Below are 18,209 nucleotides of genomic sequence, written 5' to 3' on the forward strand. Positions count from 1 at the left end.
CATACCCGACTTTTGCAAGCCAACGTTTAAATTGTTCAACTCTTTTGGAAGGAATAGACTGCAAAATACGAAACAACCCCTCAACATTTGTACAATTAACATTCTGTTTACCACCTTTTGTTTTAATTTCAAGGGGGGTGACAAATTGTCCCCATCCTTCAGAAAGCCCTATATCTCTGCTTTTTATCTTTTTTAGATAGTCAGATGGGTTCTTACTACCTGTCAGAAAAGCTATTACTTCTGTTATTACGTACCACCATTCTCCATCGTGTAATACTCTAGTAAAATTGCTATTATCAAAAGCAGTAGTTTCAATATCTCCTTCTTTTAAAGTTAAAGTGTCAATCATATTGAAAATAAGTTTATTCTAAAAACCAAATATAAACTAAGTTGCTTTTTATTACTAATAAATAGTGGAAGTTTTATCTCCATTATACGTGATAAAATTAGAGACGTAAATAAATAAATTTCGATCTTTGTCTCCATTTTGAACTATTAAGCGGGTTAAGAGTTCTGTAGCTTCTGTTTCTTCTTCTATGGCAGTAACTTTTTTCCTTGAGCTTCATCTACAATTTGCTGATTTCATTACTGAGAATTTTGCAATCAATTGCTCAGAGGTTTGCAATAAAAGTTGTTGTATTTTCATAAAGTCTCCATTAACCCCTTCACAAGTCGTTCAATCTTTTTTGAAGAATTTTCTTTGCAAAGTGTAAAAAATGTGTTAAACTTACTAGTAAGTTTACTTTGCAATAGTTGGGTTACTAAAGATGCCTTTTATTCGAGTTTTTAGGGAGGCTACACGCGTTAATTTAAAAAAGACGAACTTTTATATCTAAATTACAAATAGTGTTGTAAGGACCTCCTAAAGCGTTTTAAAGGGTAGGAGTATTTTGTTACCCTCTCTATGATAGAAGTGACATAAGTTGGCTGTTGCAAAAATAACGTTTCAAAAAGTCTACTAACCATTTGTTCTTTAGGTTTGAAAAATTTTCTTTGCAACCAACAAAAAAACATGATAGACTGGTTTTAGGCTTTCTTGTAGTAAATAAAAGTTTGGGGTAAAAAATAGTTTAGAAATGCCTCGTAATCGAGTTTTAAGCTACCCTACATGAGTAATTTAGGTCTTGGTGGTATAATTGTACCCTGAAGTCACAGGATCGTCTTAAAACGCAATTATGAGCCATTTGTTCTTTCTTATTCAATTTAAATATCCTAATAAGTTTTGTAGTGGTCTTTTTGCTCTTCTTTCTTTTTGATAAGTTTTATTTATTTGTAGTTTATATATTTATTAATTTATATTTATTACTATTGTTATTATATATATATAATATATAAGGGTTTTAGGAATAGCAAAATCAGCCATATTGGCTAACTTTAGGTGCGTAGTTGCTAGGAATACTTTTAGGAATGTAGGTCAAAAAGCCTAGGTTTTATGCAGAGTCTAGCTTCCTTGATTTCTAACTATTTAGCTGATAACCTAGGAATTAGGAATATAATGCTACCTATAATAGATATCAATTTTTAAGAGATTAATGTCTGTTTGTAAAAATATTCTTGCATAGCTGTTGAAAAACCAATAGCCCATCTGGTATGGTTTTAGCTATTTCTGGTTGTTTCTCCATTCTACTATATATCTATCTATTGTAGCATTCAACGTAAACTAGCAACTGAATATTGTATATATCCATATATAGAAAAGTATGGTTAGGAGCAATGCAACAAAGCCTACAGAACAAGTATTTGAATAAGAGATCTATTAAAAATAGCTGTAAAGAATTTACCTACAGAAGTTTTATTTGCAGTTAAGATCTTCAGCTCCAGGGGTGAATTTTCCTATACCACAAGCAAAGGGTCCTGTTGTAACGTCAAGCCACTTATCCTCTCTTGAACCTTTAGACATTCCTTTTACTAACTGTTTTACCTGTAAAAGTTCCTGTATCATACGTTCTAATTTATCTCTTCCCATATTGTGAAAAATTTCAGGCAGTCTATGCCGTTGTTTATATACTCCTGCACTTCCTGTATGAGTAAATGGATGCCCTGCAATAGCAGATCGTTTAATTGCATCGATAAGATATATCTTAAGACTTTTATCGCTAATGTTTTTAACTTTCAATTGTGCTGTTATATCTTCTAGTAGCCCTGTTTCTTGATTTCTTAGGTAAGTACGTACAGTGCGATCAGCTAACCCATTTGCCTTCACAACTGCCCCATGAAACAAAGCATTCTGTCTTGGCATTTCTCCTATTGACTTAAAGATTTTTGGCTTAGCTGTACCTTCTACCGGCCAAATAGAAAAAGCTAAAATGCCGGCTCTGTAGAAGAAAGAAAAGAAGCGTTATTTTATCTAATTCATTTGTTTGTACTTTCATCTGGTCAATTATGGCTTTGGGGAAGAAAAAAGTGAATTAGCTTAGTTAATCTCCTAAAAGAACGTGTAAAAGGCTTAAAACGTATATCAGACATAAGCTCTGAGCATTAAAAAGGTAGAAAAGTTTGAGGAAAGCAAAAGAAACAAAGTAATAGTGTAGCTATCTGGGCTGGGTTTTTGGTGAGTTGCGTGTAAGTAACTTAAAAAAAATAGCTTAATGTTTTTTAGAGAAGACAAAACCTACGTTTTAAAGCTAGATGTGACTTTAAGGATAAATGTACCCCCCTGATCAAAGAGTGCTACCTTTAAACTCAATTACAAGGCATCCTTAGTAGTCTTACTATTGCAAAACAAACTTATTCTTAAGTTTATCACGGTTTTTATGCTTTGTAAAGAAAATTTTTTAAAAAGAACTGAAGATTTTATTTATTGATGTCTTGAACAAGCGTTCTCTGATCACAGAGTTTGAACTTACCTAATTTTCACCTCCTTTTTTTAGAGAGCTATCTACAAAATTAAAAAATAAATAGAAGTGAAAAATATAAATAGGGTATTATTATGTACCTTATTTTTATTATTTATAATAATAGGTTTTTTTTCTAAACTAAGAAATACCTAAAATCAGCCAAGGAGTAGCCTTTTATGGTATTGGAGCAGTTTGCTCAACTTGTAATCTTAAATTATACTAAATTCCTCTACAATAGCCCACTTCTCAGCTTAATAAGATTTCATTTTATAATCTAAACTGGCTTAAACTGCCTAAAATCAGCGTAATCTAAAATCTTACTTCTTAAAATTTTGGACGAATTTAGAACGGACCGCGTATATATATAAGATTTTTTGGACGAAAAACAAGCGAATCCTGTATATATATTATAGGCCCCTAAAGTTTTTTCAAAAATATTGAACAGTTTTTGGAATTTTGGTGAACATATATATAGCAAGAAAGCATTAAATCCATATATTTTCATAAAAGGAGTAAACATGTATACTATTACTTTCTTTCGGAAAAAACCTTCTACTCTCTCCGGAAAAAGTCGTAAGAAATCCGGTATTACTATAGTAGGAGTACAAACACTTTTCTATTCGCTTATAATCCCACCTTAAATCAAACTATTCCTAACCTTCAAAGACACCATTATGAACTATATAGCAGAAAGAAAACATTAGTTTTTTTTAATTTATTTTAAATAAAATGCAAGTCATTTGGCAAACTTACCAAATAACCAAATGAACCTACAAAGAGAAATGCAAGAAAATCAATACTTTAAAGGAATTTCAAATGGCAAATAAGATTTCATTTGGCAAAATTGCCAATCAGTCTCAAAGCTGCGTATATGGGGAGGTTTAGCCAAAATGTTAAATGGTAAATTTCCTTATATATAATATATATTACATATTAGTAGTATGTAATATATCAATGTGACAAAATAGAAGCATTATGACTTTATTTATTTAATAAGAAATTGACATAGTAAGAAAAATACTGTAGAATAGGCGTAGAGGATTATCTCTTAATTAAAAAGAGTTTCAATACCCTCACAACCTACTAAAGCAGCCAACCAATGAAAAACCTTCTTAATATGCTTTTCACTTAGACGTAAAACATATGCCAAAAGACCTCCCACCATAGCTTTCCCTTAACAACAAAGAGTAAGACCCCAATCAAAACAGCCTTACTCAAAAACCTTTCAAACACTTAACTTTAAAAGGAGTTTCAATCTATGATACAAGATTTTTTAACTAATGTCAAACAAAAAAATACTTTAAATGATGAATATTACGATTTTAACAATACTGTAGAACCATTAAAGCAATTTGATGTAGAAGAGATTAAAAGGCAATTATTATTAAACATAAGATCATGCCTTTCTTATTTATTTCCAAGAGGAACTTTTCATGGTGATAAATTTCATATAGGTGATGTACAAGGTAATAAAGGCAAAAGCCTCAAAGTTGAATTAGCGTATGGTAAGGTCGGGTTATGGATTGATTTCGCAACTGGGGACGGTGGTGACATTATCGATCTTTGGGCAGCCGCACATGGGAAAAATGCTAAAATAGAATTTGTTGAAGTAATGGCTTCGATAAGTAAATGGTTAGGATGCAACAAACCGCCTATACAAGAACAAAAGAAAATAACTCAATGGGACTATCTTGATCAGGATAACCAGTTGATTGCAAGTAAATATCGTTATGATACTGCTTCAGGAAAGAGGTATCTACCTTTTGATGCTAAAAAATCTACCTTCACTGCACCTGAGATCAGGCCTCTGTATAACATTCCAGGAATTTTAAAGTCTGATAAAGTTGTTTTTGTAGAAGGAGAAAAATGCGCAGAAGCACTAATAGAACAAGAAATCACTGCAACGACAGCAATGTTTGGAGCAAATGCACCTATTGAGAAGAACGACTGGAGTCCACTTAAGGGAAAACATGTTATCATTTGGCCAGATAACGATGATCCTGGGAAAGATTATGCTGAAAAAGTTGGAAAAAAGCTTTTAGATATTGGAGTTGCATCACTTTCTATTCTCAAGATTCCTCAAGATAAACCAAACGCTTGGGATGTTGCAGACGGTGTGCTAGAAGGAATGAACGTTGAAGAATTTATTCTTAACAACAAAAGCCCTTATTCTCCAAGAAAGTCAAAAAGGATTGATACTACAGCTTGGACCAATATCCCTCCAGAAAGAAAGTGGGTTATTAAGGATTGGCTCCCTGTGGGAAGTGTTACAGCTCTTTACGGTGATGGTGGTGTTGGAAAATCTCTCCTTGCTCAACAACTAATGACAGCCGCTGCTGCTGGTAAACCTTGGCTTGGAATAGATCTAGAACAAATAAAGACATACGGTGTGTTCTGTGAAGACGATGAAGAAGAACTTTGGCGTCGGCAATGCGCAATAAATGAATTTTATCAATCAGGTATGGAATCTTCTGATTTTCAGGATAATGTTGGCTTATGGTCCCGAGCAGGGCACAATAATCAACTTATGGTTTTTAATAACAAAGATACTGGTCAATTAACTACTTACTTTCAAGAGTTACTTGAGGACATTGAATCGTTTCAGCCGAAGCTTGTGGTATTAGATACAGCAGCAGACCTATTTGGAGGTAATGAAAACGATCGCTCTCATGTAAGGCAATTTATTCAAACCTGTTGTGGTCGCATAGCTCAAGCAATAAAAGGAGCGGTTCTATTGCTTGCTCACCCTTCTGATTCGGGGATGATACGTAAAACTGGTACAGGTGGTTCAACAGCATGGAATAATACAGTAAGGTCTCGTTGGTATTTGACTAGACCAGATAAAGCTAATGCTTCTCCTGACGAGAGAATTTTATCGCGTAAAAAATCTAATTATTCGCAGTGCAATAACGGGCAAATGACACTTTACTGGAAAAATGGAGCATTTGTACATGACAATTCAGTTTTAAATTCAGAACCAATAATCAGAGATCAATATAGCAAAAAGCTGGATTTAGAACGGATGAGAAAACATGAGGTTATCTTGAGTTTAATTCGCAGTAGCGCATATCAAGGTAATATTTATACTGCTGGACAATTTGCAAAGCGTTTTGAAGGAGAAGAGGGGCTTGGTAGTGAGCGCAATATCAGAGAAAGAATAAATAATCTTGCAACTCTTGGACAGATTAAATTCTTTCGTAATGCTGAGGAATATGGGACCAATTCTAAGTATGGATTTCTTTGTGTGAAAGATATGGAACTTAAGGTTTCTATAGAAGGTAAAGTAGAATACAAATTAGTAAAACCAACACATCATTATTTATTAGCAAATGGTGTAGTCTTACCTATTAAGGATTTAGATGTTTTATGGTAAGCCGTCTGTAAAAAAATTTCTGAAAATAGCAATTACTTTTTTGTTCACAAAAAGCCTATGTTTTCATTTATTCAAATTTTCATGGGTGTCAAGAACATTTAAGAGAGATATTCTAAAAAACCTTCATACAAATTTTTTTCTTTACAATGAATAAAAATGACGTTAAACTTACTTGTAAGTTTACCTTGCAATAATAGAATTGTTCGGAATGCCTTTTATTTACGTTTTAAAGGGGTCTACATGCGTTCTTTAGGTAAAGGTGGTTTTATTCTATCCCAGAGTTACAAAATCGCTTTAAAACGTAATTACAGGCTTTTTGCCTACCAATGAGACATAAAACACAAAATTTTGTCTCCGCTATACATGATGAAATTGGAGACGTAAATTTTGATCTTTGTCTCTATTTTGAACTATTGAGCGGTAGTTATCTGGTCCTTTACATTAAATAACTCAGCTATATTATAGTGCATTTTTTATATTAACTAAATCTCTTAATTGATCGTTGTTAAATTCTGTAATCCAACTCTCGCCACTACTTATAGTTAGGTTTGCTAATTCCTTCTTGCTTTGAATCATCTCATCAATACGCTCTTCAAATGTACCTGTTGAAAGTAGCCTGTACACCATAACATTACGTTCTTGCCCGATACGATAGGCCCGATCTGTTGCTTGTGCTTCCACTGCTGGATTCCACCATAAGTCATAATGTATTACATGATTTGCTGCTGTTAAATTAAGTCCTGTTCCTCCAGCTTTTAAAGACACTATAAGAATGTTGGACTGGAATAAGTTTTGAAAGTCATTAATCATTGTATCACGTGCTTTTCTAGAAAGTCCTCCATGTAAAAATGGCACTTCTGATTCAAACCTTTCTTCAAGTAGCCTAGCTATAATCTCACCCATTTCAGTGTATTGAGTAAATATCAATGATTTTTCTGCAACTTCACCAATACTAATCAATATTTCCTCAAGCATCTGCATTTTACCGGATTGTTCAATACTCGCACGCTTTTTCTTGCCAAACTGTGATGGATGGTTACAAATTTGCTTTAAAGCATTGATAAGTTTAAAGATTAGTCCCTTACGTTCAATTCCTTCACTTTTTTCTATCTTCTCCATAGTTGTATCAACAACCTTTTGATAAAGCGCTGTTTGCTCTGAAGTGAGGGAACAATAACGATTATTCTCAATTTTATCTGGTAAATCCTGAATAATGCTCTTATCACTCTTAAGCCTACGTAACATAAAAGGGCTAGTGATTTTCATAAACCTTTCTAGACAAATTTTATCTCTCGCTTTTTCAATCGGTGTTGCAAAGCTGCTTTTAAACTGCTTAGGAGTACCAAGATAAGATTTGTTGATAAAGTCAAAAATGCTCCAATACTCAAGTAACCTATTCTCAACAGGAGTACCGCTCATTGCTATTCTATGCGTTGCCTCAATAGCTTTAATTGCCTTGGTTTGTTCGGTATTAGGATTTTTTATATTTTGTGCTTCATCAATCACGAGCAAAAACCAGCGAATTTTATTAAGTTCTTTTTTATCACGACGTGCAAGACCATAGGATGTTAGAGCTACATCATAATCACTTGCCAATTCCCGATTTTGTCCGTGATAGACGAAAAGCTTTAATTCTGATGCAAAACGTTCCATCTCTCGTTGCCAATTACTTAAGATGCTTGTTGGAGCCACTATTAAGACTCTACCTTGATCTAAAAACCCTGCATTTTTACAGTATAGAATGGCTGCAATAACCTGTATAGTCTTACCAAGACCCATATCATCAGCAATTATGCTACCAAACCCTGTTTCTATGTTCTGTATAAGCCAACTAAATCCACGCTCTTGATATGGACGTAGCTGTGCAGTTAGATTACTTGGTACATCAACAGATGCATAAGTGTTGAACTTATCAAATAAGTTTTTAATTTGCTGGTCAAGTACTACTTTAGCTTCATCTAACTCACCTGCTAAAGCGGCTTGCATCAGCTCTACTTGATTTAAGTGTTCGGGTAACTTACCAAGTTTCTTCAGTAGAGCTTCTACCTCCTTATCATCCAAAAGCACATACTGATCGACTATTCGCACAAGCCCTCGGGAATCTTTTAGCAATTTTTTAAATTCTGTAACGCTTAATTTTTTATCTCCTATTGCTACTTTCCAATCAAATTTCAATAAATTTTCCAGCGTTAAAAAACTTTCGCGATCTTCTTTTATTTTATCCTTGGCAGACAAACTAAGACTTAATTGTGGTTTGAAGATTTTTTGCAAAGATTTCGGCAAGATAACCGTTATACCTATTGCTCTTAGTACTGGTACAATACCCAGGAATAAAGGCGCAAAATCATCTAAATTAAATGATAACTTGCTATTGCTATCAATCGATCTTTCTAATTCAGGTATGTATTCAGATAAGAGTGCAAGATCAGATAAAATACTAAGCTTTACGTTTTGATTAGAGAGTGCTTTTTCCAGCTTGATGAATGACTTCTCATCATCCAGTGATAACTGTACCTCAAGTTCAAATTTTTCATGGTGATCTTTTATCATTAAATAGAGTTTGTAAGGTTTATCTGCTAAATAAAGACGTGAAAGCCAGAGATTAATTGCTTGCGGTATTTCCTTGTTGCTAAACTCAGTAAACTTGTATGGTCTTCCAGTAAAGAATAATTCAAAGATGGATTTATCTCTATGCTTATCCAGTGATGCAGGAAAGTTATCTTCTATATACCCTAAAAGGATGAGAGAGATAGCAACATTTACTTGTTCCTCTGGTTCCATAACGATTTCTTGATATTTAATCAATAGAGGCGGACAAATAGATGATATCTTGCTATGAATTTCCTTAACTGACTCATTAAACAACGCCGGAATCCACCTAATTATAATTTCTCCTCTTTTGTTTTGTAATACTTGTGGTATTAGCGCTGACTTTTCCATCAGCATATGTGCAAACTGTGAAATCATATGCATGAAGCAAAGTTCAGGATTAAGCCTGTGAAGTAACGAATTAGGAATGTCGTTTAAAAATCGCGCTATATCTTTCAATACATTTCTACTTAGCGTAAACAAATTAGTTGTACCATTGCTCACTTGAGTAAGGTAATGCTGATCATTAATGAATAGTTGAAATGTTTGCCAATTCTCAATATTTCCCCATCTTTTAATAAATAGCTCCTCTTCTGATAGTTTCTTCTTAGAAGCTGGATAGTACACTAATCTTCCTGCAGGATACTTTTGCCAATGTTTATAAGCTATCTGTAAGATATTATGAAAGTTTTTTTCAAAAAAAAGTGGATTATCTGTTAAAATACTACTGATACAATCAAAAAGGTTAGGAATAGTTGATAAATCAATATCATTTAAAATTGCTTGGTTATGTATTCTAATTTTAGAACATGCCTTAAATATATCATCTATCTTTAAAATGTTTTGAGCATTTTCTAATTTTCCATTCCCAAAATCATCGATAAGTGCTGACAAATTACAATTATGAATATTAAAAATCATGAAGGGGTTTTTATCAATTTCTGCAGCAATAAGATAAATTACAGCAGCAATGTGTTTACAAGGCATAGCCCAATCAGGACAGTTGCAATTTGCATTCATCTCTTCCCAATTTGAAGGAAATAATTTAATCCCAAGATCATTAAGCTTATCAAACAAGCTGGCTGATAATTGTCTATTTATCAATTTAGCTAATATAGCTGGTGAAGTTTCAATAATTTGACGAATGGTCTGTTGTTCTGATGAGCTTAATTCATTGAGTATAATTTTGACTTTATATGGTTGAGGTTTTGAACCACGATATGGGTAAGATCCTGAGCTATGAACTTTAGCTGTAACTATGTGACCATTAATTTTAATACCAAAAGCTCGACCAGTATTAGCACAAGTTCTACCACGTGGAAGACGGTTATCATAATCAATTCTATTGAAGCACTGAAGCCATTTCTCTCCCCACCATGTTCTTCCATAGATAGTCATTTTTTAAAATCGTATATTTCAATATAAATAAATTGAATATTAATCTTATAGATAATTTTTCTAAATATATCAAACCCACCTTAGAAACAACTATAGTGTTTCTTCAGAGCAAGCTACCAATTTTAGAACGAATTAACATCAATATAAAACGCCAACAGAAATAAGTTAAAATAAGCATTTGTTTGTTGCTATAGATTAAATTTACTTATGTTGAGCTGCATAAAAGTGCAACCAAGACTATACAAAAAGACTTAAAACTCTCAAAACCTTATGAATTTATATGTAACCAGTGCTCCTAATTTATTTACAATTCATCACTCTCTGGGACCATACAGAATTGGGGTTAAAAGGTTTGCTTGGCAAAATTACTGTTTAGTGGTATACTTAGTTAAATTGTTTTAGTAGGAGGGGAACATGGCTTGGAATTTATTTGGTGGGCTCATGCCACCAGCAGCAGATGCTACAGAAGAAAATAAAGTTAAAAGTAGGAAAAATTCTGGGGATTCGGGTATTGAAGTCGAAGATCCATTTGTTGTAATTCCTGAAAGTTTAACTTTTGCTGAAATAATATATATTCTAAATAATGCAATAGAGCGTAATAATTATAAAGAATTAGATAGGATCGTACAAGACATTGAAGATTATGAAGGCCAACCTATTACATTAGATAATGAAAGTCTCAAAGACTTCTGTTTAAATCAACTTAATTTAGATTTACAAAATAGAAGTGATCACCAGCATATATATTCAAATATACTGTCACGATATAGTTTTGATCAAGTAGAATACCACTGTAATTATCCAGTAAAAGAGCTGGTACTTTTAGCAATTGCAGCTAATGACAAACTGGCAGAAAAATATCAGAACATACTTTTTACTGAGAGAAACTTGAGTCTTTTACCTCTACTTATTGGTAATGAACGATATGTTAAAACTTTTATAGAGAAATTTTGTGATATGGAAAAACCATATGAGCTTCATGAAAACTTAAAAGACCAAACGATCCAACTTGAAAGTGGTCAAATAGGATTTTTTTCAGTTATAGCACTAAGACAAGAGCGAGAATTACTAAGTACAGTTCTTATTGAGTACGTCTTAAAAGATCTTGAACAAGTGTTGCAAACAAGTAGCTTTAACCCTTTATATGGCGTGCTTGAAACAGCATCTCTCGCTAAAAATAAAGACTTTATGAAGATAGTACTGGATTCACTTGAAAGATATATTGATGATCAGGCTAAAAAAGATCTATTAAAAAAGTGTATTGTTACTCTTTTAGAAACTGCAATAAGCCAGGAGCATGTTTCAATTGTTGAGTACTTGTGCAGAGAACGTATTAAAAAGAAAAATCCAATAATTCAAGAAATCTATAAAGAGGCATTTGCAGATGAGAAAATTGTTGCACAGATTAATAAACAAATTTTGAAAAATATTCATAGTGCTGGCATGGGACGTAAGGAGAAAAAACAAAAGATTTACGGCCTAATTTTAAAAGCTGCTTTACACACTGGCAGTACGGATTTTATAATAAAAGTACTAAATTTAATTAAAGATGATCCCAAATTTTTAAGTGATACGGATAGGCAGACCTTCTTGCAAAATAGTCTAGTTACTATTTTAGATAATGTTATACGTGAAAAACATTCCTCAATTATTCAAAATGTGTACACAAATTTTATATTGAAACTCGCTGAAAATTCAGGAGTGGAGTTTTTAACCATCCAACAAAGATATCGAAACGCTTGTCATACTTCTATAAGTGTAAATAATAATGTCGCCAGTCAGTTTAATGAGGAACCTAATGGAGATGATTCAAGTCTAGAACAAAATGAATTTGAAATAACTGATATTCAAGAAGAGCAAAGGCCTGGTGTTTTAGGACCAAATAAAACTGAAATTGCAGGATTTAGCCAAGAGAAGTTATTAGAAATCATCAATTTTGTTAAGATAGGCTATTATGTTAGTGATTATAACCTTAATAATAAAAAGTTTTCTGAGTTAGAGAAAAGGTCTTATAAAGTTCCAGCTAAACTTAAGGAAGAAGGATATAAAATTGTTCAGTTTTATAACGTGAATGATGGTAAACAATATCGACATGCTGGTTACGTTTTTATAAAAGATAACGAAATAACTATAGTTTACCGCGGTAGTCGCAATAGGTTTGACTACATGAAAGATACTGAAATGATTTTGACTAGTTCAGATGGGCTTTTACCTGAAGGTGGAAAAATCCACTCAGGTTTTTATTCTTTATTTAAGGGTTCTTGGGGCAGTGTTTATGAGATACTAAGAGGGTATGCTAATGATCAACAGTTAGAAATTAAAGATTTTAAAATTAACCTTACAGGTCATAGTATGGGAGGTGCTATTGCCACCATAGCTGCTCTATTTTTAAGTGTAAGAGAGGGTGCAGAAGATTTGCATGTTGCAACTTTTGCTTCTCCAAGGGTTTTCGACTCTTCTGCTGCTAAGGTTTATGAAGAGCGCCTTGGAAAGAAAACTATTAGAGTAGTTAATCAATCAGATTTCATACCTTCATTACCACTTGGTTCTATGGGTTATAAACACGTGGGTGAACAATTAAGAATAAGTAGTAGTTCTTCACTTTATGCTCATTCATTGGACGTGTATCGCAATCTTATTGCAAATCTTGAACCTGACCAATTTAAGTCTGATAATAGTGTATCTATATACTATTATCTTTCTTACTTTGTTACAGTATTGTATAATGTATCCACTGTACCAAGTTACCTCATTCCAAATACCCATTCAAATGGTGATGAGCAATATTTTAAACAAGTAAAGAACAAACATAAAGATGCTTCACTTTCTGAAATGATGAAATATTCTGGATCTAGTAATGAACAGAAAGTAGTAATTTATGAGGATTCTGAACCTGGTGAAGACGGATTTATAACCTTTCACACACTTAGAAATGCTATTGACGAAAAAAATCTCTTGACGATATCTCTTATATTCAATCCAAATATAGAGTGCAGGATTACAAAGTCACTTATTGATAACTTGTTTGCCACGATGCCATCTCCACATAGATATGGAAGAAGTAAAGGGTTAAAAGTTAACGTTTCTTCTGGTATTGCTTCTTCCATTAACAGTAATCATTACCTCAACGAAAACAATATTGGGCTAAAGCAGTTATGTGCAATTGAAAATATTCCTATTAAGGGAGTTTCTGATTCTACTGGTGCTGAAAATCGTTTCCCTGGTAGCAAAAATATTATTAGTGATTCAGCAATAGATGATGAAAAGAAACAAGCTCCTGGTCAACTTGCTAGAAATGTACCAGAAAAAAGTGCAGGTAATATTAAAACTGATGCTACATTATTATTAAATGGTAATGGTAAACAATCGAAGATTTTAGCTAATGGTGCAGGTTGTGATATGGGAGATGTCACTATTACCGAAACAGGTAATGCAGACGTTTTGCATGTTGTTCCTTATAGTAGTGGTGCTACTGTACTTCCAGTCAGTTTGACTGCTAGTGATATTATTGAGGGATTGAAGGATTTGCCTAACAATAGTACATTAGACGTTAAATTTTCTTTCCCTAATGGTCAGGGTATTGCTCAAATTTTTAAAAAGTCTGATAGAAAGATTGAGCTTTTTTTCCCTGGTAGTGATCCCTATGAACTTGATTTGCATTTGATTAATGAAGAAAGTCTAAAAGTGCTATTTAATAAAGAAAATCTAATTAATGAACAAGCTTCTATTCAATTTGCTGGACATGTAATACAAGAGGATTCCATACAAGTATTACAGCCGAAAAGTTTAGTAAATATTAGGGATAATAATGTTCAACTTGTAGACGAAAGCGATCAACCAATTCAGGAAGGTAATGGTATTGCCCTTATGGATTATTTAGAGGATGATGAACATTTTTATGATGCAGTAGAAAGTCAAGGTACAAACTCAGAGGGAACACAAGTTAATAATACTCAAGGCGGAAACGAACATCATTCTAATATTACAGCTAATACTAACGATGAAAGTGTTAGCACTACTACGAATGATCAATTAACCTCTATTATCAGTAGCAATGGTGAGGATAAACAACCTCCTGTTCAACAAGCCTCCCTAGTTCCAAAGGAATCAGGAGAGCTTGCTGCAGAAATTCCTCAAGGTACATCAGTTGAAGGTGATGTTACTAAAAATGATGATGTAGCAACTTCTGTTAGTAGTGATGATAATCATAGTAATTCAAGTGAAATTCAGTTAGGTGAATCACGAACTGGCAGTGATCAAATATCCAATCAATCTACCGGACATATAACACAAATGGATGATGAGCGAGCTCCTCTAAGTGAGGGTAATTCTAAGCTTGAAAGTAATCAACGAGATCTACAACCAGAAGTTTTACCTATAGTACTCAATGGCAATCCCAATAATATAGCTGTTACAAATGGGAATATTAAAATGCCAATTTTAGAACAAAAAAGTGATACCAAAACCAACGGCAAGCAGTCTACGAATCCAAACAATGGAGGTGTTACTGCACCATCTGTTCAACTAGCTGCACCTAAAAGTGTAGATAAGAATAGTGGTAAAAAAGATACACAACCAAAATTAATACCAACAGGGGTACCTTTAGTAGCTAGTAAAGACTCTAACCGGGTAAATAATGTTCAAGGTAACAGCAAACAACCTAGTTATCCAGGCAAAAACAACCCTGCTCCACAAAATGCAAAAAGTAAGTTGCCTGTGATAGCTGCTTCTATGTTAGCAATAACCGGAGTTGCTACAGGGATAGCTATTGCAGTTTACTTAGAAATGCTAATGGTAGGAATAGCAGTTGGAGCTTGTTGTCTAGTTGCTGCTGCGATCATATACTATTGTAATAGGCCTTCAAATTTACTTGAGGGTAGTAATGTTGAATCTCTAGCTATTAGTGCTAGTGCACCCATTGCACAATAAGTTGAAGAGTAAATATAGTAGTTGACCATTTAATAATTTATTATCATTATGTTAATTATTGTAAAATAAGAACCAAAGCCTGATTTAAAATGCGTACTCGATAAATACTTCGGCGAAAGTACTATTGCTGATGTTTCAAGTAATCTACTGCTTACCAGTTATGATATACACAACAACTGTCCATTTTTCCTTAAAAGTTGGAGAGAAAACAGGAATTTCATCAAGTTAAAAGATGCACTCAGAGCCACAACAGCAGCACCAACATACTTTGCACCTAAGTATTTAGAAGTTAACCAAACAGAAAGAGTGTTAGTAGATGGCGGAGTATTTGCCAATAACCCAGCGGCTTGTGCATATGCAAATAGCAAAAAACTTTTCCCTAATGAAGAAATAGTGCTGGTGTCAATTGGCACTGGTCGACTATCTAATCGAATAAAGTACAGGAAATTAGGAAAAATAGCCTGGATAAAGCTTCTGTTAAATGTGATGTTTGCGTCGAGCCTTGATGTAGTAAATTACCAGCGTGTGTCCAGAGAAGGTGAGTATGTTCAGTAGGAGTTAAACCTACCGGGATAAAAGTCGGAGTCCCGTAGCTTGGGTAGCAGCATGTAGGGAGACCAAAGTGTTGAAGCCTACCGACAACGTTATCGTAGGATAATGGCGAATTACCAGGCCGTAGCGAAAGCGAACACATAGGTGGCCTCGAAAATTACAAGTCCTAAAGGCTGAGCCCACGTTGGTAGGGTGAAGGCAATAGGGATAGCTGAAAACCCGAATGATACGGCATATCTACTTTAGCGGGGTGATAGTGATGGCATGGTAATGAGGACATATGAAGCAACTGGAGAAGCCCTACTCATCCCAGGGAGAAATACCTTGGAGCGGTAGGTTCTATAACTGGAAAACAGGAAATGAACCGAAGATGAGAGGGTGGCGGATGGGTGCGTAGTAGTGAAGAAGTGAGGTAACGCTCATGGAGCAAAGGCACCCTACTAGTGGAGATCTTTTAACAAAAGGAAGGTAAAGGTAAAAATGACAAAAATGCCGATAAAATTACAAGACCTGAGAAGAAAGATATATACCAAAGCGAAGGCAGAACCGGAATGGCGATTCTGGGGAATCTATGTTCACGTCTGCAAGATGGAGACACTAGAAGAAGCATATAAGCTAACAAAGAAAAGTAATGGGGCACCAGGAATTGATGGGGTGACATTCAAATCAATAGAGGCAGAAAGCTTAGAAAAGTATCTTCAGCAAATAAGACACGAACTAACAACCAAAACCTATAGCCCAAATAGGAACCGGAGAAAGGAAATACCAAAAGTTGGGGGAAAACTCAGAACGTTGAACATACCCTGCATCCGGGATAGAATAGTGCAAAGTGCACTAAAGCTAATAATTGAACCAATATTTGAATCTGACTTTCAGGACGGATCATATGGGTACAGACCTAAGAAAAAAAAGCGCATGAAGCAATAAACAGAGTAGAGAAAGCAGCAATCAAAGGCAACACAAAATGTATTGACGTAGATCTGAAATCCTACTTTGATAACGTGCGACATCATATTCTTATGGAGAAAATTGCTAGAAGGATAAATGATAAAGGAATCATGCACTTAATCAAGCTAATCCTTAAAGTAGGAGGAAAACGAGGAATAGCACAAGGGTCGCCGATCTCGCCTTTACTAAGCAATATATACCTGAATGAGGTAGATAAAATGCTAGAAAAGGCTAAAGAGGTGACTAAAGAGGGGAAATACCGACATATAGAATACGCCAGGTGGGCAGATGATTTAGTGATACTGATAGATGGACACCAGAAATGGGAATGGCTTGAGAAATCAGTGCACAAAAGGTTACAAGAAGAATTAGCAAAACTAGAAGTAGAAGTAAATAAAGAAAAGACAAAGGTAGTCAATCTAAAAGAAAAAGAGACATTCAGTTTTCTAGGATTTGATTTTCGAGAGAAAATTACAAAACAAGGAAAGTGGAGGGTACAAATAACACCAAAGATGAAAACACGGACAAGCTTACTTCAAAAACTGAAGGAAGTATTCCGTAGCTATAAATCACAACCAATAGGAAAGGTGATCCAAATCATTAATCCAATATTGAGAGGGTGGACAAACTACTTTAGGATAGGAAACTCAGGTCGAAGCTTTAAATACATAAAACAATGGGTAGAGAAGAAAGCAAGACGCAATCTGATGCAAGCCAGAAAAGCAAAAGGATTTGGCTGGAAAAGGTGGAGTAGCAAATGGATATACGAGACTCTTGGTCTACATTCGGACTATAGAATAAGATATTACGTCCCGAAAGCCTTACCAGCACAATATGCTATAAACTTTGGTAAAGAATCTACTAGGAAAGCGTAGTGCGGGAAAACCGCATGCTGCGTTTGATGAGGCGGGAGCTGGAAACGTAAACACGGGAATTTTGGATTGAGGCCCAGGATGAAAATAATGGATCAGCCACCAAACCCTAAAGAGACGCGCCAGTTCTCGACCCTACTAGGTAACGTAATGGACGACAGATACATCAGGATACAATCACAATTGACAATAGCGTCGGCTGAGATGGATAATGTAACACCTAAAAATATTAAATGTCTGCAGCAGGAGGCAAATGCAATGATAGAAGGTAATCAAAAAGTAATCGATAAATTTTGCGATATCGTATCTTAATTTACATAAAAATGCCAAGCAAACTAAAGAAATTATACCACAAAGCAAAGAAAGGTTTAAAAAACATAATTTCGCCCAAAAAACATACTAATACCAATTCCCATTACACGGCAAACAGATGGACAAAGATGGAAGAAAAGCCATAATGAAGTAAGTAAAATAGTTGAGGTATAAATGGCATTAAGATCAAAATTATTGGATGAAAAAGTAGTAGAATCAGCAAAAGAAATGCTGAAGAAAGTAAGGAATAATGCATATGTTTCAAAAAAACTAAATGCTGTAATTGCAGCAAAAAAGTACAGTATAACGGCTGTAGCAAAAATATATTGCATTTCAAGAAGCGCACTAACTTCGTGGGTAAAACTCTTGAAATTTGGCAGAGAAGAAAAACTGTTTGCT

At 34.3% G+C, this 18,209-nt stretch carries 7 protein-coding genes and 3 pseudogenes; 7 read left to right on the forward strand and 3 right to left on the reverse strand.

Going from position 1 to position 18,209, the window contains the following annotated elements; all coding sequences use genetic code 11:
- Nucleotides 1–349, reverse strand: a 349-nt coding sequence (locus INQ25_RS02250; protein WP_213862982.1) for a BRO-N domain-containing protein, incomplete at its 3' end; no start/stop codon positions are given.
- Between the two features lie 1,443 nt (nucleotides 350–1,792).
- Nucleotides 1,793–2,290 (reverse strand): annotated as a pseudogene (locus INQ25_RS02255) (AAA family ATPase); the annotation flags it as partial.
- Between the two features lie 1,805 nt (nucleotides 2,291–4,095).
- On the opposite strand from INQ25_RS02255, the gene INQ25_RS02260 reads away from it, so the two are divergent.
- Nucleotides 4,096–6,210, forward strand: a complete 2,115-nt coding sequence (locus tag INQ25_RS02260) for an AAA family ATPase (RefSeq protein WP_213862983.1) — start codon at nucleotides 4,096–4,098, stop codon at nucleotides 6,208–6,210.
- 459 nt (nucleotides 6,211–6,669) lie between these two features.
- On the opposite strand, the gene INQ25_RS02265 is transcribed toward INQ25_RS02260, so the two are convergent.
- Nucleotides 6,670–10,197, reverse strand: a complete 3,528-nt coding sequence (locus tag INQ25_RS02265) for a DEAD/DEAH box helicase (RefSeq protein ID WP_213862984.1) — start codon at nucleotides 10,195–10,197, stop codon at nucleotides 6,670–6,672.
- A 414-nt stretch (nucleotides 10,198–10,611) separates the two neighbouring features.
- Here INQ25_RS02265 and INQ25_RS02270 point away from each other — a divergent pair, with 414 nt between their 5' ends.
- The 6 genes and pseudogenes from INQ25_RS02270 to INQ25_RS02290 all read left to right on the forward strand — a co-directional run.
- The gene (locus INQ25_RS02270) at nucleotides 10,612–15,126 is read left to right on the forward strand and encodes a host RNA manipulator TomO (protein WP_213862985.1); all 4,515 of its coding nucleotides are present in this window, start codon (nucleotides 10,612–10,614) and stop codon (nucleotides 15,124–15,126) included.
- Between the two features lie 90 nt (nucleotides 15,127–15,216).
- Nucleotides 15,217–15,648 (forward strand): annotated as a pseudogene (locus INQ25_RS02275) (patatin-like phospholipase family protein); the annotation flags it as partial.
- Between the two features lie 510 nt (nucleotides 15,649–16,158).
- On the forward strand, nucleotides 16,159–16,605 hold the full coding sequence (locus INQ25_RS06420; protein ID WP_246484067.1) for a reverse transcriptase family protein: 447 nt from the start codon (nucleotides 16,159–16,161) through the stop codon (nucleotides 16,603–16,605).
- Between the two features lie 41 nt (nucleotides 16,606–16,646).
- Nucleotides 16,647–17,501, forward strand: coding sequence for a reverse transcriptase domain-containing protein (locus INQ25_RS06715; protein WP_343231080.1), 855 nt, complete (start codon nucleotides 16,647–16,649; stop codon nucleotides 17,499–17,501).
- Between the two features lie 135 nt (nucleotides 17,502–17,636).
- Nucleotides 17,637–17,810 (forward strand): annotated as a pseudogene (locus INQ25_RS02285) (patatin-like phospholipase family protein); the annotation flags it as partial.
- Nucleotides 17,811–17,984: 174 nt separating this feature from the next.
- On the forward strand, nucleotides 17,985–18,209 hold a 225-nt coding region (locus INQ25_RS02290; protein WP_407075200.1), incomplete at its 3' end, for a helix-turn-helix domain-containing protein.

The sequence above is a fragment of the Wolbachia endosymbiont of Rhagoletis cerasi genome, assembly GCF_018454475.1.
Taxonomy (GTDB): Bacteria; Pseudomonadota; Alphaproteobacteria; order Rickettsiales; family Anaplasmataceae; genus Wolbachia; species Wolbachia pipientis.

Coding starts and splice junctions, on each gene's coding strand:
- INQ25_RS02260 (WP_213862983.1), top strand. CDS start 4,096: ATGATACAAGATTTTTTAACTAATGTCAAACAAAAAAATACTTTAAAT.
- INQ25_RS02265 (WP_213862984.1), bottom strand. CDS start 10,197: ATGACTATCTATGGAAGAACATGGTGGGGAGAGAAATGGCTTCAGTGC.
- INQ25_RS02270 (WP_213862985.1), top strand. CDS start 10,612: ATGGCTTGGAATTTATTTGGTGGGCTCATGCCACCAGCAGCAGATGCT.
- INQ25_RS06420 (WP_246484067.1), top strand. CDS start 16,159: ATGACAAAAATGCCGATAAAATTACAAGACCTGAGAAGAAAGATATAT.